A 20576-nucleotide genomic window follows, 5' to 3' on the forward strand; every position below is an offset into this window, starting at 1 on the left:
ATGGCCGACAGCGAACGGCGCGTCTTTCTGGAGCTGGAGCTTGCGGCCGTCCAGCGCCTTTACGACGGCGAGAAGGCCCGGCGCGAGACGGTAAGAACGTCGCTGGCCATCCCCTTCGCGTCGGTGACGCTGATCGTCCTAACCATCGGCAACCTGGTGCGCTTCGTCGATGCCGCGCCGGGCGAACCGCTGGGATGGCTGCATCTGGCGGGCATCGCGGCCGGATCGCTTTCGGTGCTACTGCTGCTTTGGGCGCTGTGGCTGATCTATGCGCTGGACTATGCCGCCATCGAGGCGGACGGATTGCTGCTCGATCTTTCGGCTCAGGCCGCCGCCATCGAGGAGGAGCTTGAAGAGTCGATCCCCGACCCCGATATCAGGCAGGCGGATGCCGAGTTTGCCGCCGTCCAGGGCGCCATCTTCGCCTATGGCGCGGTGATCGGGAAGTTGCAGCGCAGCAACGAAGGAAATCTGGACCGTCAGGGCAGAAGTTTACGACTTCTGGTCTGTTGTGTGGGAACAATCGTTCTGGCCATCGTTTTGGTCTTCGCAAGCAGGATGTCGGATGCAGTCGGCCCCAGCGCTGCGTCGCGGGCCACAGAGGGTTTGCCAGGGATGGCCGACCGCGATAGTCTTGCATCACCCTTGGAGGAAAAGCAGAATGTTCTTCCATCTGACGAAACCGAAGCAGGGCCATGATCGCCCCGAAATCTCGCTGTCGTCCGAACCGTCCATTCAGCCGCTCGACCTTGGCGATCTGGAAAAGCTGGACGAGACGGCGATGGCCGACCGCGACCGCCGTATCGACGACGCCATCAAGGCCATCGCGTCGGCCCGCAAGGTGCAGGGCCGCCGATTCGATGCGGCTTTGGCCACTCGTCTTGCACGCCTGACCGCCGAACGCCGCAAGATCAGAATGGTCAGGGCATCGGACAAGGACAGGACGGAAGGTCTGCGGCACGCCTATTGACCGGCTTGCGCCATCGCGGATGCAGGCTTGTCCGCAAGGGCGCGCATGGCTAGGCAGCGGGCCATGGCCAAGCTCTATTTTCACTACTCGACGATGAACGCCGGCAAATCGACGCTGCTTTTGCAGGCGTCGCACAATTACCGCGAGCGGGGGATGGCGACGATCCTGCTGACGGCGGCACATGACGACCGCGACGGCCCGGCGCGGATCGCCAGCCGCATCGGCATCGGGGCCGAGGCGGAAACCTATGGGCCGGACGACGATCTGTTCGATATGCTCGACCGGCGCGTCGCGGCCGAGGGGCCGGCCTGCATCTTCGTGGACGAGGCGCAGTTTCTGACCGAGGCGCAGGTCTGGCAATTGTCCCGCGTGGTGGACGAATTGAACGTGCCGGTTATGTGCTATGGGCTGCGCGTGGACTTCATGGGTCAGCTCTTCCCCGGATCGGCGGCCCTGCTGGCCATCGCCGACGAGATGCGCGAGGTGCGCACCATCTGTCATTGCGGGCGCAAGGCGACGATGGTGGTGCGCCGCGACGCGCAGGGGCGCGCCATGACCACGGGCGCGCAGGTGCAGATCGGCGGGAACGAAACCTATGTCAGCCTCTGCCGCCGGCACTGGAAGGAAGCGGTCGGTCGTCAGTAAAGCCGCCCGCCGATCGGCACCTCGCGGTCCGGGCCGACCAGAACCACATGGCCGTCCGCGTCGGGCACGCCCAGCACCAGAACCTCGGACAGGACGGGGCCGATCCGGCGGGGCGGGAAGTTCACGACCGCCAGCACCTGACGGCCCGGCAGGTCGTCCGCATCGTAAAGGGCGGTGATCTGGGCCGAGCTGGCGCGCACCCCAAGATCGCCGCCGAAATCCACCCACAGCTTGAAGGCGGGCTTGCGGGCTTCGGGGAAGGGTTCGGCGCGCACGATTCGCCCAACCCGGATGTCGAGGCGCATCAGGTCGTCGATCGTGGCGGTCATCCGCGCAGTTCCCGCGATCTGTCCGCCGCCGCAGCCACGGCCCGGCGCATCAGCGGGGCCAGCCCATCCTCGGCCATCAGCACCTCCAGCGCCGCCTGCGTGGTGCCGTTGGGCGACGTGACCGCGCGGCGCAGATCGCCGGGGCTTTCGCCCGCATCCTCGGCCAGATGGCCCGCGCCGCCGACCGTCGCGCGGGCCAGCCGCAGGGCAAGGTCGGGCGCAAGGCCCTGCGCCTCGCCCGCCGCAGCCAGACACTCGATCAGGTGAAACACATAGGCCGGCCCCGACCCCGAAACGGCGGTGACGGCATCCATCTGGGCCTCGTCGTCCAACCGGACGACCTGCCCGACCGCGCCCATCAACTCGTCCGCCAGATCGAGCGACGGCACACCTTCGGAATTGGCGACCAGCGCCGTGATGCCCCGCCCGATGGCGGCCGGGGTGTTCGGCATCGCACGGATTACGGGCGTGCCCTGCCCCAGCGCCGCCTCGAACGCGGCTATGGGGGTGCCGGCAGCCACGGACAGGAACACCGTCGCGCCGCCGCCAAGGGCCCGGATCGACGGCAGCGCGTCCGTCATCATCTGCGGCTTGACGGCCACCAGCACGATGCCGGGCGCATCGGGCAGCGGTTCGTTCAGATGCACGCCGGTTCCGGTCAGCCAGTCCGCCGGGTCGGGGTCGATCACATGGACCGCTCCAGGGGGAAAGCCGCCCGCCAGCCAGCCGCGCAGCAGCGCGCCGCCCATCCGTCCGCATCCCAGCAACACCAGCCCCCGCGCGCGCAGCGTTTCCATATCCATCGGCGTTCCTTTCGCTGGGGGGATCACATACGAAAGGGCCGCCCGCTGCAATATGGGGCGTCGGAAGATCAGCCTTCAGGCGTGGCCATAGGCCTCGGCCATGGCGACCTGCATCGCATTCTCGACCGAACGGTTGCCCCAGCAGACAAGCTGGAACGCAGGATAGAACCGTTCGGCGGATTGCACGGCGGTCGCGATCATCCGCTCGATCTGCTCGGGCGCGGCACTCTGGCCGCCGGACAGCGCCAGACCATAGCGGAACACCATCAGCCGCTGCTCGGCCCAGAAGGTGAACGCTCCCATCCACACATTGTCGTTCGCGGCGTTGAGCGCGGCGTAAAGCTGTGGCCAGGTTTCCTTGGGCGGATCCATCTCGAACGTGCAGATCAGGCGCAGCGTCTCGTCGCGGGGCGACCAGGCCAGGGTCATGGAATAGGTGCGCCACTGACCCTCGACCGCCATGGCGATCTGATCGTCATCGACACGGTCAAATTCCCATTCGCGGTATTCGGCGATGTGCTCGACGATGTCGATCGGGTCCAGATCGTCGGTCTGGAAAAACTGCTCGCTCAGGGACATTGCCGCCTCTCGCTGAAAGGTTTGGGTCTGGCCTGTCGCCCAAGACCTAGCCGCATGGTCTAGGGCACGATGCGTTCTCGAAATGCCCTCACCAGATATGGTGTGCGAAATGGTGAATCCTGTAAAGCCTTTATTCAGACCTTCACACGATAAGTTGTGGATGAAAGGCGCTTTCGGACGGCTAGAACGCCTTGCGCGCCTTCAGGGCGGCGGTGATCGTCCCGTCGTCGAGGTAATCCAGCTCGCCGCCGACGGGCACGCCCTGCGCAAGGCTCGTCACCGCGACGCCGCGCCCCTCGATCCGGTCGGCGATGTAATGTGCGGTCGTCTGACCCTCGACCGTGGCGCCCAGCGCCAGGATCACCTCGATCACGGCTTCGTCCTTCAGCCGGTCCAGAAGGCGCGGGATGCGCAAATCCTCGGGGCCGACAGCGTCGAGGGCGGACAGCGTGCCGCCCAGAACGTGATAGCGGCCCCGGAACACCCCCGCGCGTTCCATCGCCCACAGATCCGCGACGTCCTCGACCACGCAGATTTCGCCCGTGGCGCGCTTGGGGGACGCGCAGATCGCGCAAAGGTCGGTGGTGCCGACATTACCGCAGGTCAGGCATTCGCGCGCATTCGACGCGACATCGGCCATCGCGGCGGCCAGCGGCGCCATCAGCGGCCCGCGCTTCTTGATCAGATGCAGCACCGCGCGCCGTGCCGACCGCGGGCCGAGGCCCGGCAACCGCGCCATCAGGTCGATCAGCGTCTGGATGTCGCCCCTGGCTTCGGTCACGCGGCGGCGGCCTTCAGAACGGCAGTTTCATGCCCGCCGGCAGCCCCAGACCTTCGGTCAGGCGGCGCATCTCTTCCTGGCTGCGGTCGCTGGCCTTGCCCTGCGCGTCCTTGATCGCGGCCAGGATCAGATCCTCGACCACTTCTTTCTCGTCGGCATTGAAGATCGACGGGTCGATGTCGAGACCCACAAGCTCGCCCTTGGCGGTGGCCGTCGCCTTGACCAGACCGGCGCCGCTTTCGCCGGTGACGGTGATGCTGGCCAGTTCTTCTTGCAGGGATTCCATCTTGCCCTGCATCTCCTGCGCGGCCTTCATCATCTTGCCCATATCGCCCAGGCCGCCCAATCCCTTGAACATCGTTTGTCCCCTTCAATGCACCGTCGCATCGCAGATACGTAGTGGAACGCCGCCGCGCAAGGCGCGCGGCTATTCCGCCTCGAACGGATCCCATTCGTCGGGCACCTCGGGCAGCGCCTCGGAGGCGGCATCGGCGGCGATCTGTTCCAGCGTGCGGATCTCGACGATGCGGGCCGACGGAAAGGCCGACCGGACCGCCTGCATCAGCGGATGCGCCTCGGCGGCGGCCTTCATCGCCTCGTCGGCCGCGTCGCGGGTCTGCGCGATGGTCGGCGCGCCGCCCTTGTCCACGACGCTGACGGCCCAGCGCACGCCGGTCCACATCTGCAACCGCTGCGACAGCCGCGCCGCCAGATCGCGGGGCGCATCCTGCGTCGGCTGAAACTCGATCCGGCCCGGAACGTAACGGACCAGGCGAACGCCCGTTTCCACGTCGATCAGCAGCTTGGCGTCGCGGTTGGCGCGGATCAGGCCGAGCACGCTGTCGAACGTCGCATAGCGGCCCAGCGCGGGATCGGGCGCCTGCGCCAGTGCGGGCGCCGCCCCGCCGCCCCCAATGCGCCCGGCAGGCGATGGCGATGGGGATGGCGATGGCGACGCTTGCGCCGCCGGAGGGGCCGGCACCGCGGGGCCGCCCGCGGGCGGGTCGGCGCGCGACAGCCGGCGCACCAGATCCTCGGGCGGGGGCAGGTCGGCAACATGGGTCAGGCGGATGACCGCCATTTCGGCCGCCATCATCGCGTTGGGGGCCGCCGCGACCTCCTCCAGCGCCTTCAGCAGCATCTGCCACATCCGCGTCAGCACCCGCATCGACAGCGCATCGGCCATGGTCCGGCCGCGCATCCGTTCGTCGGGGCCGACCGTCGGATCGTCGGCGGCGTCCGGCGTCACCTTCACGACGCTGACCCAATGCGTGACCTCGGCCAGATCGCGCAGCACCGCAGCCGGGTCGGCCCCTTCGGCATATTGCGCGCCCAGTTCCGTCAGCGCGCCCGCGGCATCGCCACGCAGGATCATGTCGAACAGGTCGAGCACGCGGCCCCGGTCGGCCAGACCCAGCATGTCGCGGACCTGTTCGGCCCCGGTTTCCCCTGCCCCGTGGGCGATGGCCTGGTCCAGCAGGCTGAGCGCGTCGCGCGCCGACCCTTCCGCGGCCCGCGCGATCAGCGCCAGCGCGCTGTCGGTGACGTTCGCGCCTTCCTTTCCGGCGATGCCGCGCAGATGGGCGATCATCGCGTCCGGTTCGATCCGGCGCAGGTCGAACCGCTGGCAACGCGACAGCACCGTGACCGGCACCTTGCGGATTTCGGTCGTGGCGAAGATGAACTTCACGTGCGGCGGCGGTTCTTCCAGCGTCTTGAGCAGGGCGTTGAACGCGCTGGTCGACAGCATATGCACTTCGTCGATGATGTAGATTTTGTAGCGCGCCGAGGCGGGCGCGTATTGCACCGACCCGATGACGCTTTCGCGGATGTCGCCCACGCCGGTCTGCGACGCGCCGTCCATTTCCAGCACATCGACATGCCGTCCCTCGGCAATGGCGCGGCACGGCTCGCATACGCCGCAGGGCGAGGTGGTCGGCCCGCCCTGCCCGTCCGGCCCGACGCAGTTCAGGCCCTTGGCGACGATCCGCGCCGTCGTCGTCTTGCCGGTGCCGCGGATGCCGGTCAGGATGAATGCCTGCGCGATCCGGTCCGCCTTGAACGCGTTGCGCAGCGTGCGCACCATCGCGTCCTGCCCGATCAGGTCGTCGAACGTCTCGGGTCGGTATTTGCGGGCAAGCACGCGGTAGGGCTGGTCTGACATGGGCACCTGAAGGGATTCGGTCAGGTCCAGCGTATCGGGCCGGCAGGCCGTGGACCAGTCACAGAAGCCAGAGGATGACCCCGACCGCCACCGTCCCGAATGCCAGGATCGCGGCCATCGCGGTCATGCGGCTGTTGGATTGCGGCTCGGCCGACCGCGCCTCCATCCGGTCGCGCGTGGCCGCCGCCTGCTGGCGGGCCGACCAGAAGATATAAAGCGCCGCGGCCAGAAACAGCGACGCGACGGCCTTGGCCATCCATGTCGGGGTGAAGTCGCCGAAAACCGCCTTGAGGCCGATGGCGACGGCGACGGCGGCCATGCCGGTGCGCATCCACCCCGCGAACGTCCGCTCGTTGGCGAGGATCGTGCGATCCTCGGCCCAGTCGGTGCGGTCCTCGGCCATGTCCTGTTTGGGCGGCGCCATGCCTGCCCAAGCAAGCAAGGCGGCTTTCGTTCCGAAGGGAAAGCGGTGAGAGGCTGACAACGACCCAAGCGGGGCTCGTTACGGCTGCTTCCTTCCGGACCTGACCGGGTTGGCGAGGCGCCTGCCCGCGCCAACCTCTCACCCGCTCAGCTAAGGCAGCGAGGGCGGGATTTCAAGCGCTGTCGTCTGGATACGGCAGCGCGCCCAAATCCAGCCGGAAGCGGTGGAATCCGTCGCCGCACGGCCCCAGATGCGTCAGCGGCAGGTTGCCCACGTCATCCATATATGCCGATGCGCCCGGCCCGGTATCGAATACCGCCGTGCATCCCGGCACGGGCGCGAACCGCCAGGATCGCCGGAAACGCCACGCCGCCCCGTGCGAGGCGACGAACGATTCCAGCGCCGTCCTGACCGGCAGGTCCGGCAAGTCGATCCGCGCGTCTTCGGGCAGAACTGGATAGCCGCCCCCGCCCGCCGCGCGATGGCTGTTGATTGCCAGGACGAAGCTGTCGTCGGGTCCGACCGCGCGGCCCCGCCAGCGCAGGTCGGCGATCCGGCCGGATCGGCGCGACAGGTCGATGGCATGATGCAGGCCCGAAACGGTATCGAGGTTGAACAGGGGGTATTCGGGGTCGATCAACGGACCGTCACGACCGTCCGTTTCCATGACACTGAAGGCCGACGCGGCGGTTTCCAGCCAGTCGCGCAGCAGCGCGCCCGTCACGCGATAGGCGTGGATGCGGTTGGGATGGGGATGCAGGTCGGCGATCCGGCGCATCGTCAGGCGGCCGGCGGGGATGTCGGTATAGTCGTTCGCGCCGCCCCGCCCCCCGACACGCAGCGACGAAGCGGCGGCGACGACCGGGCCTGCCTCGATCCCCCAATCCCGCAGGGCATCCGCCACCTGCCGCCGCATCGCGGTGCCGACGATCGCGGCGGCCGGCGACGCGCCAACGGCCGCGAAATAGGAATGCAGCGCGCCCTGCGTCGTGCCGACGATCCGGTCGCCGCGGTCGCGCGCGCGCATGAAGGCATCGGCGGCGGCGCGCAGCACGGCAGGCGCCCCGCGAAAGGCGGTCGGACCGTCGCCCATGCAGGGGCAGGCCAGGATCGGATGGGACCGCGCCGCGTGGCCGGTGACGACGAAGCGCCCGGCATCGTGGGTCAACCGCAGGTCGATGCTGGCGACGCTGGCGCCCCAGCGCCCCGGCATCGCGGCGGGCACGCCGCAAAGCGTTCCCGCCGCCGCATCGACGCCCGGAAGGCCCGCGTGATCGGGGCCGGGAAAGGTCAGATGGGTGTGGCCCGCGACGATGGCGTCGATGCCGCCGATGCCCGCAAGCGCCGTTGCCGCATTCTCCATCCCCGGCCGGGGCACGGCAGCCCCGATGCCCGAATGGCAAAGTGCCACGACAATATCCGCCCCCGCCCCGCGCAAGGCGGGAACAGCACGACGGGCGGCGTCCACGATATCCCCGACCGCGACCGATCCGGCCAGGGCGGCACGGTTCCAGTCGGCGGTCTGGGGCGGCAGGAAGCCGATGACGCCGATCCGCAGCAGGCCGGTCCCGCCGCCATCGTGCACGATCTGCCGCTGAAGGATCGTCCAGGGCGGCACCCAGTCGCGAAGGCCGAAGGGCCGGTTCGCGCCGACCGGGCGGGCATTCGCGCACACGACCGGAAAGGCGGCGTCGGCAAGGGTCGCCCCCAGCGTGGACAGCCCATGATCGAATTCGTGGTTGCCCAGAGTGGCCGCGTCATAGCCGGTGGCGTTCATCGCGGCGATCATCGGATGGACATGCCCGCCAAGGCCCGCAGGATCGGACAGAAGCGTTCCGAACAGGAAATCGCCGTTGTCCAGCAGGACGGAATTCGGCGCCTCGGCACGCAGCCGGGCGATACAGGTGGCGGCAAGCGACAGACCGTGCGTCTCGACCGGGCGGTCGGCATAGAAATCGTGCGACAGGACGTGACCGTGCAGATCGCTGGTGGCGACGATCCGCAGGTTTACGATAGTGCCCTGCCCGAAGTCCGGTCGCGTGGCCATTGCTTCGACCGGATCGGCGGTCGCGATCGTCCGCGCGGACCCGTCGGCAGGGTCGCCGCAGTCGGAGATGTTTCGCCGCATGCAGATTCCGGACAATCAAACCCTTGAAACACCAAGACTTCTACTTGGGGTTGTGCGATGTCAATGCCGGTTTTCTTGCATTTCATCGCATTGCGGCGCAAATGCTGCTGTTAGCGTCGTTCCGGGGCAAGGATGGTCATCAGAAAATGAAGCGGGCCGAAGCGGTCGCCTTTGGCGGATCGGGTCTGGACCGCGCCGCACATCTTAGAGGCGAGAAGCATGTTCTCGATACCCTGATGCGGGACAGCCGTGCGGGGGTTCTGCCGCTGTGGCGCGGCAAGCCGCTTCTGGTCGCCGACCCGCGCTCGGGGCGCGACGAACTGGGCTGGCTGTCGGGCAACAGCCTGGCGCTGGTCGGCGCGACAAGCCGGGTGTTTCTGGGCCTCGACGGGGACGCGCCGCGGTTCGCGGCGGACGTGTCGGCCTGGCAACCCGACCTGCTGCCCGACACGCTGGACGCCTATCGCGATCCGTCCGAACAGCGGCATCCCGCCCTGCCCGACACCTATCGGTTTTCGGAACTGCGCATGGCGGTGCCCCGGCTTGCCCCGCGCGCGGCGGAACTGGCGGCGACGGCGCGCGCGGTTCTCAACTGGCACCGCACCCACCGATTCTGCGCAGCCTGCGGGGCGGAATCCGACATCTCGCTTGGCGGTTGGCAGCGTCTCTGCCCCGCCTGCGGCACGCACCATCATCCGCGCACCGATCCTGTCGTCATCATGCTGGTAACGCGGGGCAATTCGGTGCTGATCGGACGGTCGCCCGGATGGCCCGAGGGGATGTATTCCCTTCTGGCCGGTTATGTCGAACCCGGCGAAACCATCGAGGCCGCCGTCCGTCGCGAGACGCTGGAGGAGGCCGGGATCAAGATCGGCCATGTCGCCTATCTGGCCAGCCAGCCCTGGCCGTTTCCCGCATCGCTGATGATCGGCTGCCATGCCGAGGCGACGAGCGAGGCGATTACCGTCGATCCGGCCGAACTTGAGGATGCGATCTGGGTCACGCGCGAGGAGATGGCCCGGATCCATGCAGGCGCGCATCCCCGCATCGCCGCCGCGCGCGAGGGGGCCATTGCGCGATTCCTGCTGGGCAACTGGCTTGCGGATACGCTCGATTGACGCGACAGGGGCGGGGACGACGCGACGGACGGTGCCCCAATGATCCTGACCAGCACGACCGACATTGCCTTGCCGCCCCTGGCGGTTTTCGACGGATTGGCCGATTTCGCCCTGTTCGAGGCATTGCTGCGCGAGCGCGGCATCGACGTTGCCCGGACCGATCACGGCTCCGATGCCAGGCAGGCAAGCTGGCGGCTGCAATTCGACCGGGGCGGCAAGCGCCGGGACATGGGGGCACATGTGACGGCGCTGCATCGCCCGTCCGACTTGGCGTTGGAGGGTGTTCTGGACGGCGTGGCGATCCGGCCGCATATGCGGATCGAAGCGCTGGACCAAGACCGCTCGCGGCTGACCGTCACGATCGAAGCGCGGCCGATGACGGTCTATGCCCGCGTGCTGCTGCAACCGCTGAAACTGGCCGCCGGAACGCTGAACCGGCGGCTGGATGCCCGCCTGGACGACCTGGCGCGCAGGCTGGAACGGCGTGCCGGACCGACCTGACGGCCCCATGCCGCCCGTTGCGCATGGGGCGCGATTGGGGCAAGACGGTGCGATGACACGTCGCATCAAAGCCTTGGCCGTTCATCTTCTGACTGCGACCGGCGCGGTCTTTGCCATGCTGGCCATGCTGGCGGCCGTCGATCAGGAATGGAGCCTGATGTGGCTCTGGCTGGTCGTGGCGTTTCTGGTGGACGGCATCGACGGGCCCTTGGCGCGCCGCTATGACGTGACGGAAAACGCCCCGGTCTATGACGGCGTCCTGATGGACCTGATCATCGACTATCTGACCTATGTGTTCATCCCGGCCTTCGCGTTGTTCAAGTCCGACCTTCTGCCGGGCTGGACGGGGTGGATCGCGATCATCGTCATCACCTTCACCAGCGTCCTTTACTTTTCCGATACCCGTATGAAGACGCGGGATTATTCGTTCTCGGGCTTTCCGGGCTGCTGGAACATGGCGGTGCTGGTCTTCTTCGCGCTGGCGCCGAATTTCTGGATTATCCTCGGAATCGTCATCCTGCTGTCGGTGGCGATGTTCCTGCCGCTGAAATTCGTCCACCCCGTGCGGACCGAACGCTGGCGGGCGCTAACGCTGCCGATGGCGCTGGGCTGGGTGTTCTTCGCGGGCTGGGCGGCCTGGATCGACTTCGATCAGGCAAGCTGGGCGCATTGGGGGCTGGTGGTGACGACCGTTTACCTGAGCCTTGCAGGCATCGTGCAGCAGGCGATCTACGGGTCTGACGGCTAGGGCCGCATCGGGCCACAATCACTTCCGCAGACCCAGGCGGATGGGGCCGCGGGCGGTGGCGGGATCGACCGGCGCGCCCTTCTGCGTTGCTTTCAAAGGAAAATCGGCAGCGACGCGGCGGATGTCGGGCATTAGCGGGCGCCAGTCGCCGGCCAGGGCACGGGCCGCTTCGGACGGGCAGAAGGTGGCGTTCGGGCCGCGCCGATGGGCCAGATCCATCAGCGCGGCGGTGATTTCGTCATCCGAGGGCTTCATCGCAGCGCGCGCAGGTGGCGGGGTGCGGATGGGTGCCGACATCGGGCAAAACCTTCCAGCAGCGGGCGCATTTGGCGCCCTTGGCGGGCGCGAAGACCACGGCGACACCCGGCACGTCGTCCAGCCGGAATGCCCCTTCGGGGGCCGGATCGGTGGTCAGATGCACGCCGGACGTGATGCAGAGGTCGGCGAAGGTGTCCGCGTCTTGTACAATTTGTACATTTGAGGGCGTCAGATGTACAACTGGCGCGGCTTCGAGGGATGCGCCGATGATCTTGTCGCGGCGCATCCCTTCCAGCGCGCCGGTGACGACGCGGCGCATCGCGCGCAGACGGCGCATCCGGTCGGCCAGCGCGTCGTCGCGCCAGTCGTCGGGGGTGGCGGGCATGTCGTGCAGGTGCACGCTGCTGTCCGGGCCGGGATGACGGTCGAGCCAGATCTCCTCGGTCGTGAAGGGCAGGATCGGGGCCAGCCATGTGACCATGCGGTCGTAGATGGCGCCCAGAACCGACTCGCACGCGGTGCGGCGGGGGGTGCCCTGCGGGTCGCAATAAAGCGCGTCCTTGCGAACGTCGAAATAGAAGGCCGAGAGATCCAGCGTGGCGAAATCGAAGATCGTCCGCCAGACCCGCTGAAAGTCGTAGGCGGCGTATGCGGTGCGGACGTGACCGTCGATTTCCCACAGGCGGTGCAGGATGTAGCGGTCGAGGTCGGGCGCGTCCTTTGGCATGGCGGGCACGTCTTGGGGCAGCGAGCCCAGGACGAAGCGCAGCGTGTTGCGCAGGCGGCGATAGCTGTCGGCGACGCCCTTGAGGATTTCGTCGCCGATGCGCAGGTCGGCGGTATAGTCCGACTGCGCCACCCAGAGCCGCAGGATGTCGGCGCCGTACTGGCCGACGACCTTTTCGGGGGCCACGGTATTGCCGACGGACTTGGACATCTTCATGCCCTTTTCGTCCAGCGTGAAGCCGTGGGTCAGCACCCCGCGATAGGGTGCGCGGCCAATCGTGCCGCAGCCTTGCAGCATCGAGGAATGGAACCAGCCGCGATGCTGGTCGGTGCCTTCGAGATAGAGATCGGCCAGACCGTCCTTCGATCCGTCCGGGCGGTCGCGCAGCACAAAGGCATGGGTCGAGCCCGAGTCGAACCACACGTCGAGGATGTCGAACACCTGATCGTAATCATCGGGGTCGTGGTCGGGGGCGAGGAAACGTTCCTTGGCCCCGTCGCGATACCAGGCATCCGCGCCTTCGGCCTCGAACGCGGCAAGGATGCGGGCGTTGACGGCCGGGTCGCGCAGAAGGAAATCGGCATCGTCGGGATTGGCGCCCTTGCGGGTGAAACAGGTCATCGGTACGCCCCAGGCGCGCTGACGCGACAGCACCCAGTCGGGGCGCGACTGGATCATGGAATGCAGGCGGTTGCGCCCGGTGCGCGGCGTCCATGTCACCAGGTCGTCGATGCTGGTCAGCGCGCGGTCGCGGATCGTCGTGCCGTATTCGTCCAGCCCGTCGCCCACGGGGCGGTCGATGGCGGCGAACCATTGCGGACGGTTCAGGCGGATGACCGGGGCCTTGGACCGCCAGCTATGGGCGTCGGACAGGGTGATGCGGCGGGTTGCGGCCAGCGCGCCGACCTCGCGCAGCTTGTCGATGACCGCGCGGTTGGCGCCGCCCGGCTTGCCGTTGTCCTTGAGCACGCGCTGCCCGCCGAAGAACGGCAGGTCGGGGCGCAGCGCGCTGTCGTCCATCACGTTCCAGGTCAGCGCGATGCCGTGCTTGCGGGCCAGCGCATAATCGTCGTCGCCGTGGCTGGGCGCGGAATGGACGAACCCGGTGCCGGTATCGGCGGTGACGTGATCGCCGGCGAGAAGCGGTTCGTCGTAATCCCATTCGCCGTTCGCGCCCTCGGCCCCGCGCAGCGGATGCGCGCAGGCGGCGCCGTCGGGGTTGAAGCCGATGACGCGGTGCCAGTCGTCGATGCGGGCGGCTTCCTTGGCGCTGGCGGCCAGATCGTCCGCGACGATCAGAACCTCGTCCTTTTTCACCCAGTTGTCGTCGGCGGCGTCCGTCACCTGATAGACGCCATAGGAAATGGCCGGGTTGAAGGCCAGAAAGCGGCTTTGCGGGATGGTCCAGGGGGTCGTCGTCCAGGCGAGGATCGACGCCTGCCGCAGCGCGCGGTCGATGCCCGCCACCTCGAACTGGCCCTCGTCGTCGCCGATGGACATGATCGCGTCCATCATCGTCGCGGGCAGCTTGACCAGCGGGAACTTCACCCAGATCGCGTCGGCCTGGCGGTCGTGATACTCGACCTCGGCCTCGGCCAGCGCGGTCTTTTCGACGGGCGACCACATGACGGGCTTCGATCCCTGATAAAGCGTGCCGTTCATCAGGAACTTCTGGAATTCCTCGGCGATGACGCGTTCGGCGTGGAAATCCATCGTGAGATAGGGGGCGTCCCATTTGCCGGTGACGCCCAGGCGGCGAAACTCGTCGCGCTGGATGTCCACCCAGCCGGCGGCGAAGTCGCGGCATTCCTGCCTGAACTCGATCACCGGAACGGCGTCCTTGTCCTGGCCCCTGGCGCGATACTTCTCCTCGATCTTCCATTCGATGGGCAGGCCGTGGCAATCCCAGCCGGGAATATAGCGCGCGTCGCGGCCCATCATCTGCTGGGACCGCACCACCATGTCCTTGAGGATCTTGTTGAGCGCGTGGCCGATATGCAGGTGCCCGTTGGCGTAGGGCGGGCCGTCATGCAGCGTGAAGGGGGTGCGCCCCGTCTTGTCGCGCAGGCGGTCGTAGATGCCGATGCGGTTCCAGCGGTCCAGCCATTCGGGTTCGCGCCTGGGCAGGCCGGCGCGCATGGGAAAGCCGGTTTGCGGCAGGTTCAGCGTGTCGCGGTAATCGGGGGCGGTGTGGTCAGGCGTGTCGGCGCACATCGGGGCGGTCCTGCGATGGGTTCGGTCGGGGCAAGGCGGTGCGCGGTCGCGGCACCTGGATCCGGCGCGGTCAGGGCGCCGGGGCGGTAATTCGGGCGATGGCGGCGGGCCGTATCGTCATGTCCCGGCGTATAGGACGCGCACGGCGCAGGGTAAAGGCAAGCGAAAGGGGCCCGCGGCGATGCCGGGGCCCCTGTCGGTGACTTGCGATGGCGCCCGGCGGCCGGGCGCCGCGAATCAGGCGCGCGCGCGGCGGCGCAGGACGCCGAAGACCGCGATGCCGCCCATCAGCAGCGGCAGACCGGCCGGCAGCGGCACGGCGGGAACCGGCGGCAGTTCTTCCGGCGGCGTCGCGACGAACAGGCTGAACGTGCCCGAGCTGGACGTGTTCTGCTGCGCGCCCGCGATGGTCAGGCGATAGCTGGAGGGGCTGGGATCGAACCCGCCGCCGGTGACGGTGCCGAGGCCGAAGATTTCATAGGCCACGTTGTCGAGCGTGGAAACTTCGGTCGAGTCGATCTCGAACGTGAAGGCGCCGAAGGTGAAGGTCGTGCCGTCGTTCAGCGTGTTCGGCGCGGCAGCCGTCTGCAACGAGAACGAGGACGTGCCCATCATGATGCCGGCATAGTCGTCGGTGCCGGTCGAGAAGGACGGCGCGCCGATCGTGATGGTGTCGCCGATGTTGAACCGGGTGCCGTCATCGACCGTGTAGAGGCCAGCGGCGCTGAGCTGGCCGATCGTCGTGGCGGCCGAAGCGATCCCGGTGGTCGCCAGCAGCGCAACAGCCGCGATCTTGAGGTTCTGCAACATGTTCAAACTATCCCTTTTTTTCCGTTTAGCCAAACGAGACGCCCAGCCTGTTGGTGATGATCTACACGACGCCTGTCGACCGATCAACCGCTAACGAATGATTTTCCAAAAAGTTTCAAAGCTTTGCGTTGACAATACCTTAGCAGGGCGCTTATTGTCTTCAGGGCGTTGCAGCGGCCTTGCCTTCCGGCTCCTCTGCGGGGCCGGTATCGACCTCGATCCGCGACGACCCCAGGAAGTTCCCGAGCGTCTGCCAGCCTTCGACGTTGTCGCAGATGACCTTGACGATGACGAGGAACGGCACCGCCATCAGCGCGCCGGCGATGCCCCACATCCAGCCCCAGAAGACAACGGTGATGAAGACCGACACCGTGTTCATCTCCAGCCGCCGGCCGAGGATGGTGGGCGTGACGATCTGCCCCTCGACCGCGGTCGCGGTCAGATAGAGCGCGGGCGCCAGCGCCGCCTGCGACAATTGGTCGAAGCTGAGGATGGCATAGGCGCCCACCAGCAGGGTGCCCGCGACGGCGCCGAGAAACGGCAGGAAGTTCAGGATGAAGGCGACGAAGCCCCAGATATAGCCGTTGGGCAGGCCGATCAGCGTCATCAGCGTTCCGATGACGATGCCGAGGCCCGCATTGATGGCGGTGATCGTCAGCAGATAGCGCGAGATCGCCTTTTCCACACCGTAGACGATGCGCAGCGCGCGCTTCTTCTCGCTCATCTTCGGGAACGTCTCGACCAGCTTGACATAGAACATCTCGCCCGAGGCCAGAAGGAACAGCGCCAGCACCAGCGCCACGGCGACGGTGGTGCCGATGCTGGCGGCGTTGCTGACGGCCGAGCTGAGGATGCCGGGCTGCTGGATGGCGACCTTCTGGACGCCACCACCCGTCTGCTCGGCGATCTCGCCCACCTCCTCGGACGCTTCGCGGACCTTTTCGACCGACCGGAAGATGCCCTCGAGCTTTTGCCGCAGAACGTCGCCCATTTCGGGGGCCTCGGCGATCCAGTTGCTGACCGGGCCGCTCATGGCGTAGCCGCCGAAGGCCAGCGCGGTGGCCAGCGACACGATGAGGCCCGCGGCGGTCAGCGGGGCGGGGATGCCGATGCGGCCCGCGCCGCGCACCACGGGGCTGAGCGTCAGCGCAAGCATGGTGCCGAGGATGATGGGAAGAAGAACGTCCTTGGCGAAGAAGCATGTGATGACGAGGCCCAGAAGCAGCGTCGCCACCAGCAGGCGACGGACGCGCCGCACCTCGCGCGCGATGTCGGCGGCGGGCCGAAGCTGGGGGGTGCCGGTCGCCGCTTCGCCTGCCTCAGCCTTCATGTCCCGTATGCCCCCAGGCGGCCCCCGGCGACCGCGATCTGCCGTAACGCGGCAGCGGCGCGGCGGTTCCGGTCGGGGTGCCGTCAGGTCAGGCCCAGCACGTCGGTCATCGCGTAGTGGCCGGGCGCGCGGCCTGCGGTCCAATGCGCGGCCCGGAGCGCGCCGCGCGCGAACAGCGCGCGGTCGGTGGCGACGTGGCGCAGGGTCAGAACCTCGCCCGGACCGGCGAAGATCACGTCGTGTTCGCCGACGATGTCGCCGCCGCGAACGCTGGCGAAGCCGATATGGCCGGGGGCGCGCGCGCCGGTGATGCCGTCGCGGCCCCGGTCGGAATGGCCGGCCAGATCGACGCCGCGCCCGTCGGCGGCCGCCTGCCCCAGCATCAGCGCGGTGCCCGAGGGCGCATCGACCTTGCGGCGGTGATGCGCCTCGACCACCTCGATGTCGTAATCGTCGCCCAGGGTGGCCGCGACCCGGCGCACCAGCGCCGTCAGCAGGTTGACCCCGAGGCTCATGTTGCCGGCGCGCACGACGGGGATGCGCCGGGCGGCGGCGTCGATGACGGCGATGTCGTCGTCCGACAGACCGGTGGTGCCGACGATATGCGCCGCGCCGGCCTGCGCCGCGGCGGCGGAAAGGGTCAGCGTGGCGGCGGGGGCGGTGAAGTCGATGACGGCATCGGCGTCGCGCAGGGCGGCGGCCAGATCGTCGGTCACGGGAATGCCCCGAGGCGCGCCGCCCAGCGCCGCGCCCAGATCGCGGCCGATCCAGTCATGGCCTTCGCGTTCGGTGGCCGCGACGATGCGCGCGGACGGATCGTCCGACGCGGCGGCGACCAGCATCCGGCCCATTCGCCCCGAAACGCCGGCGATGACGAGTTTCATGGCCCCTCCTGCCCCTTGCCGGACGCTGCTAGCGCCCCGGCCCGGCTCACGCAACGGTGCGGTTGCGTCGGGCGGGCCTGCGGCCTATCCCGTCGCCATGGCAAGATCGCGCTTTTCCGAAGGGTCCGGCCCGTCGCAGCGGCAGTTGCGCGTGGGCGAACTGATCCGCCGCACGCTGTCGGACGTGCTGAACCGGGGCGACATTCACGACCCCGAACTGAACGCGCTGTCGATCACCGTCAGCGAGGTGCGCGCGTCGCCCGACCTGAAGATCGCCACGGCCTATGTGCTGCCGCTGGGCGGCGGCCACCGGACCGAGGCCATCGCCGCGCTGAAGCGGAACAAGCACGAATTGCGGCGCGCGGTCTCCAGGGAGATGACGCTGAAATACGCGCCCGACCTGCGGTTCCTGATCGACGACACGTTCGACCGGATGGACCGCACGCGCGAATTGTTCGCCCGCGACGAGGTGCGGCGCGACTTGAATACCGGCGACGCGGAGGAATGATGCGCGGGCTGCTTGCGCTTGTGCTGGGCGCTTGGGTCGCGCTGCCCGCCGCCGCCGATCCTTGCGAGAGCGTCGCGTTCGACGGGGCGGATTTCACGGTGTGCCGCATCGACGTCGCGCGGGACGATCTGCGGCTGTTCCGGGCGGATGCGGACGGCAACCCCTATGGCAGCTTCCGCGCCCTGGACCGGGCGCTGGCGCAGCGCGGCGAAAGGCTGGGCGTGGCGATGAACGGGGGGATGTATCACCCCGACCGCGCGCCGGTGGGGCTGTATGTCGAGGATCACGTCGAGGGGGCGGGCATCGTCACCCGCGAGGGGCCGGGCAATTTCGGGCTGCTGCCCAACGGCGTCTTCTGCGTGCAGCAGGGCCGCGCGGCGGTGATCGAAAGCCGCGCCTTCGCCGCCGATCCGCCTGACTGCGCCTATGCGACGCAATCGGGACCGATGCTGGTGCTGGGGGGCGCGCTGCATCCCCGGTTCCTGGAGGACGGCACGTCGCTTTACCGTCGCAACGGGGTGGGGGTCAGCGCGGATGGCAGCACGGTCTATCTGGCGATCTCGGACGAGCCGGTGAATTTCCACCATTTCGCGCGGCTGTTCCGCGACGCGCTGGACGTGCCCGACGCGCTGTTTCTGGACGGCAATATCTCGCGCCTCTATTCGCGGGGGGACGGGCGGCATGACGGCGGCTGGCCGATGGGGCCGATCCTGGGCACGGTCGAGCCGCTGGACGGCGCGGGCTGATGGGGCGGCGCAAGGGGCGCGATCTGTCGGGCTGGCTGATCGTGGACAAGCCCGCGGGGCCGACATCGACCGACGTGGTGAACAAGGTGCGCTGGGCGCTGGAGGCGCGCAAGGCGGGCCATGCGGGCACGCTGGACCCGGCGGCGACGGGGCTGCTGGCGGTGGCCCTGGGCGAGGCGACGAAGGTGATCCCTTACGTCACCGATGCGCTGAAATGCTATGAGTTCACGGTGCGCTGGGGGGCGGCGACCGATACCGACGACGCCGAGGGCGCGGTGATCGAGACATCCGGGCGACGGCCCGACGCGCCGGGGATCGCCGCCGCGCTGCCGGCGCTGACGGGCGACATCCGGCAGGTGCCGCCGCAATATTCCGCCGTCAGGATCGCGGGCGAGCGGGCCTATGACATGGCGCGCGAGGGGCGCGCGGCCGACATCGCGGCGCGCGATCTGCATGTGGCCGAACTGGCGCTTCTGGGCTGCGACGGGCCGGATCTGGCGCGGCTGCGGATGGTCTGCGGCAAAGGCGGCTATGTGCGGGCCATCGCGCGCGATCTGGGGCGGATGATGGGATGCCTCGGCCATGTGCAAAGCCTGCGGCGGGTCTGGTCGGGGCCGTTCGACCTGGACCGCGCGGTGACGCTGGATACGGTGCAGGCCGAGGCGCGGACGGACGCGCTGGACGCGCGGCTGCTGCCGGTCGAGGCGGGGCTGGCGAAGCTGGGGCGCGTCACCGTCACCGCGCCGGCCGCCGAGCGGCTGCGCAACGGCAACCCCGCCGAGGTGCTGACCAGCGAGGTCGATTACGGCGACACGGCCTGGGCGTCGGCGCAGGGCCGCGCCGTCGCCATCGGCGCCTATCGCGCGGGCGTGCTGCACCCCGCCCGCGTGCTGCTGCACCGATGATCGAGCGGCACGCGCTGAAGGGCGACGCGGAAAGCCGCGCGGTCTATTCCCCCTGCGAGCGGTATCGCTATGAGCTGACGCGGGTCTGGGACGCGGATGGTGGGCGGGTGCTGTTCGTGATGCTGAACCCCTCGACCGCGACCGAAGCGCAGAACGATCCGTCGGTCGAACGGTGCGAAAGGCGGGCGCGGGCGCTGGGCTTCGGCGCGTTCCGGGTCTGCAACATATTCGCCTGGCGCGACACCGATCCGCGCGCTTTGCGCCGCACGCCCGATCCGGTCGGCCCTGGTAACGACGCGGCCATCGTCGCGGGGTGCGGCTGGGCGGATGCGGCGATCTGCGCCTGGGGCACGCATGGCGCCTATCTGGATCGCGGTCGGGACGTGCTGGCGCTGATGCGGGGCACCGGCCAGCCGCTGTCGCATCTGGGACTGACGCAAGGCGGTCATCCGCGCCACCCGCTTTACATCCCCTACGCCCAGCAGCCCGAGCCGTGGGTCTGACGGTTCCGGCGGGGGCTTTTCATCGTCCGCACGATCCCCTATAGGCGCGCATCCGGCCCGGTGCCGGAAAACGGGCCTGCGCTGGACGACATCCCGGCCTGCGCCGTCATCGCAACCCTGACCACAAGGAGATCCCCGATGTCGATCACCGCCGAAGAAAAGACCCGTTTGATGAAGGAATTCGCCACCAAGGAAGGCGATACCGGATCCCCCGAGGTGCAGGTCGCGATCCTGACCAGCCGCATCTCGACCCTGACCGAGCACTTCAAGACGCACAAGAAGGACAACCATTCGCGCCGCGGCCTGCTGAAGCTGGTGGCGCTGCGCCGCAAGCTGCTGGACTACACCAAGGCCCGCGACGAGGCGCGCTATCAGGATCTGATCAAGCGGCTGGGCATCCGGCGCTGAACCGACGGCACCCTGCGACCGCATGACGCCCGCCATCGCGCGGGCGTTTTCGTGCCGGCCTTCCCACATGGACACAAACCGTGTAAGGCGCGG

Annotated in this window: 24 protein-coding genes and 1 other RNA gene; 11 read left to right on the plus strand and 14 right to left on the minus strand. The window is 68.3% G+C overall.

All coding sequences use genetic code 11. From position 1 onward, the window contains the following. From OCGS_RS08825 to OCGS_RS08835, 3 genes are all read left to right on the plus strand, one after another. Positions 1-699 (plus strand): hypothetical protein, encoded by a 699-nt coding sequence (locus OCGS_RS08825; RefSeq protein ID WP_007426897.1) that lies wholly within the window; start codon positions 1-3, stop codon positions 697-699. Next, positions 662-970, plus strand: a complete 309-nt coding sequence (locus tag OCGS_RS08830) for a hypothetical protein (RefSeq protein WP_007426898.1) — start codon at positions 662-664, stop codon at positions 968-970. The genes OCGS_RS08825 and OCGS_RS08830 overlap by 38 nt, the downstream gene beginning before the upstream one ends. 63 nt (positions 971-1033) lie before the next feature. Beyond that, entirely contained in the window at positions 1034-1615 is a 582-nt protein-coding gene (locus tag OCGS_RS08835) for a thymidine kinase (protein ID WP_007426899.1), read from the plus strand. On the opposite strand, the gene OCGS_RS08840 is transcribed toward OCGS_RS08835, so the two are convergent. The 9 genes from OCGS_RS08840 to OCGS_RS08875 all read right to left on the minus strand — a co-directional run bounded on the left by OCGS_RS08840 (position 1609) and on the right by OCGS_RS08875 (position 8823). Further along, on the minus strand, positions 1609-1944 hold the full coding sequence (locus tag OCGS_RS08840; RefSeq protein ID WP_007426900.1) for a tRNA-binding protein: 336 nt from the start codon (positions 1942-1944) through the stop codon (positions 1609-1611). The two genes, OCGS_RS08835 and OCGS_RS08840, sit on opposite strands and share 7 nt — an antisense overlap. Then, on the minus strand, positions 1941-2747 hold the full coding sequence (gene proC, locus OCGS_RS08845) for a pyrroline-5-carboxylate reductase (protein WP_007426901.1): 807 nt from the start codon (positions 2745-2747) through the stop codon (positions 1941-1943). The genes OCGS_RS08840 and proC overlap by 4 nt, the downstream gene beginning before the upstream one ends. A 75-nt stretch (positions 2748-2822) precedes the next feature. Further along, positions 2823-3326, minus strand: a complete 504-nt coding sequence (locus OCGS_RS08850) for a type III secretion system chaperone family protein (RefSeq protein WP_007426902.1) — start codon at positions 3324-3326, stop codon at positions 2823-2825. A 181-nt stretch (positions 3327-3507) separates the two neighbouring features. After that, entirely contained in the window at positions 3508-4107 is a 600-nt protein-coding gene (gene recR, locus OCGS_RS08855; protein WP_007426903.1) for a recombination mediator RecR, read from the minus strand. A 13-nt stretch (positions 4108-4120) separates the two neighbouring features. Continuing rightward, positions 4121-4465 carry a YbaB/EbfC family nucleoid-associated protein gene (locus OCGS_RS08860; protein WP_007426904.1) on the minus strand — a complete coding sequence of 115 codons (345 nt, stop codon included), beginning with the start codon at positions 4463-4465 and terminating at the stop codon, positions 4121-4123. 69 nt (positions 4466-4534) lie between these two features. Continuing rightward, on the minus strand, positions 4535-6277 hold the full coding sequence (locus OCGS_RS08865) for a DNA polymerase III subunit gamma/tau (protein WP_274517193.1): 1743 nt from the start codon (positions 6275-6277) through the stop codon (positions 4535-4537). 52 nt (positions 6278-6329) lie between these two features. Next, a complete protein-coding gene (locus tag OCGS_RS08870; RefSeq protein ID WP_238538241.1) occupies positions 6330-6674 on the minus strand; it encodes a YidH family protein in 345 nt (114 codons plus the stop codon). A 64-nt stretch (positions 6675-6738) separates the two neighbouring features. Next, an RNA gene (gene ffs, locus OCGS_RS14835) (signal recognition particle sRNA small type) lies at positions 6739-6836 on the minus strand. Between the two features lie 31 nt (positions 6837-6867). Continuing rightward, positions 6868-8823 carry a 5'-nucleotidase C-terminal domain-containing protein gene (locus OCGS_RS08875; protein ID WP_007426907.1) on the minus strand — a complete coding sequence of 652 codons (1956 nt, stop codon included), beginning with the start codon at positions 8821-8823 and terminating at the stop codon, positions 6868-6870. Positions 8824-8969: 146 nt separating this feature from the next. Here OCGS_RS08875 and nudC point away from each other — a divergent pair, with 146 nt between their 5' ends. Genes nudC through OCGS_RS08890 form a run of 3 tightly spaced genes read left to right on the plus strand, consistent with a single transcriptional unit; the run spans position 8970 to position 11190 of the window. Further along, positions 8970-9941 (plus strand): NAD(+) diphosphatase, encoded by a 972-nt coding sequence (nudC, locus tag OCGS_RS08880; protein WP_040610843.1) that lies wholly within the window; start codon positions 8970-8972, stop codon positions 9939-9941. A gap of 39 nt (positions 9942-9980) precedes the next feature. Next, on the plus strand, positions 9981-10442 hold the full coding sequence (locus OCGS_RS08885) for an SRPBCC family protein (protein ID WP_007426909.1): 462 nt from the start codon (positions 9981-9983) through the stop codon (positions 10440-10442). A gap of 52 nt (positions 10443-10494) precedes the next feature. Then, complete coding sequence (locus tag OCGS_RS08890) at positions 10495-11190, plus strand: CDP-alcohol phosphatidyltransferase family protein (protein WP_040610819.1); 696 nt, start codon at positions 10495-10497, stop codon at positions 11188-11190. Positions 11191-11208: 18 nt separating this feature from the next. Here the strand turns inward: OCGS_RS08890 and OCGS_RS08895 are convergent, their stop codons facing one another. The 5 genes from OCGS_RS08895 to dapB all read right to left on the minus strand — a co-directional run bounded on the left by OCGS_RS08895 (position 11209) and on the right by dapB (position 17413). After that, complete coding sequence (locus tag OCGS_RS08895; protein ID WP_007426911.1) at positions 11209-11445, minus strand: DUF3253 domain-containing protein; 237 nt, start codon at positions 11443-11445, stop codon at positions 11209-11211. Continuing rightward, on the minus strand, positions 11429-14389 hold the full coding sequence (ileS, locus tag OCGS_RS08900) for an isoleucine--tRNA ligase (protein ID WP_007426912.1): 2961 nt from the start codon (positions 14387-14389) through the stop codon (positions 11429-11431). Before ileS ends, OCGS_RS08895 begins: the two co-directional genes overlap by 17 nt. Before the next feature lie 237 nt (positions 14390-14626). Continuing rightward, complete coding sequence (locus OCGS_RS08905; protein ID WP_007426913.1) at positions 14627-15199, minus strand: VPLPA-CTERM sorting domain-containing protein; 573 nt, start codon at positions 15197-15199, stop codon at positions 14627-14629. A 160-nt stretch (positions 15200-15359) separates the two neighbouring features. Next, on the minus strand, positions 15360-16529 hold the full coding sequence (locus OCGS_RS08910) for an AI-2E family transporter (protein WP_007426914.1): 1170 nt from the start codon (positions 16527-16529) through the stop codon (positions 15360-15362). An 83-nt stretch (positions 16530-16612) separates the two neighbouring features. After that, positions 16613-17413 (minus strand): 4-hydroxy-tetrahydrodipicolinate reductase, encoded by an 801-nt coding sequence (dapB, locus tag OCGS_RS08915; protein ID WP_007426915.1) that lies wholly within the window; start codon positions 17411-17413, stop codon positions 16613-16615. Between the two features lie 97 nt (positions 17414-17510). Between dapB and rbfA the strand changes: the two genes are divergently transcribed. From rbfA to rpsO, 5 genes are all read left to right on the plus strand, one after another. Continuing rightward, complete coding sequence (rbfA, locus tag OCGS_RS08920; protein ID WP_007426916.1) at positions 17511-17921, plus strand: 30S ribosome-binding factor RbfA; 411 nt, start codon at positions 17511-17513, stop codon at positions 17919-17921. Beyond that, positions 17918-18667 (plus strand): phosphodiester glycosidase family protein, encoded by a 750-nt coding sequence (locus tag OCGS_RS08925; RefSeq protein WP_193372858.1) that lies wholly within the window; start codon positions 17918-17920, stop codon positions 18665-18667. The genes rbfA and OCGS_RS08925 overlap by 4 nt, the downstream gene beginning before the upstream one ends. Next, positions 18667-19572, plus strand: a complete 906-nt coding sequence (gene truB / locus OCGS_RS08930) for a tRNA pseudouridine(55) synthase TruB (RefSeq protein WP_007426918.1) — start codon at positions 18667-18669, stop codon at positions 19570-19572. The genes OCGS_RS08925 and truB overlap by 1 nt, the downstream gene beginning before the upstream one ends. Beyond that, the gene (locus tag OCGS_RS08935) at positions 19569-20075 is read left to right on the plus strand and encodes a DUF1643 domain-containing protein (protein WP_007426919.1); all 507 of its coding nucleotides are present in this window, start codon (positions 19569-19571) and stop codon (positions 20073-20075) included. Before truB ends, OCGS_RS08935 begins: the two co-directional genes overlap by 4 nt. Before the next feature lie 138 nt (positions 20076-20213). Beyond that, on the plus strand, positions 20214-20483 hold the full coding sequence (rpsO, locus tag OCGS_RS08940) for a 30S ribosomal protein S15 (RefSeq protein ID WP_007426920.1): 270 nt from the start codon (positions 20214-20216) through the stop codon (positions 20481-20483). The last annotated feature ends 93 nt before the right edge of the window (positions 20484-20576 follow it).

It is taken from the genome of Oceaniovalibus guishaninsula JLT2003, assembly GCF_000299575.1.
In the GTDB taxonomy this organism is placed as follows: Bacteria; Pseudomonadota; Alphaproteobacteria; order Rhodobacterales; family Rhodobacteraceae; genus Palleronia; species Palleronia guishaninsula.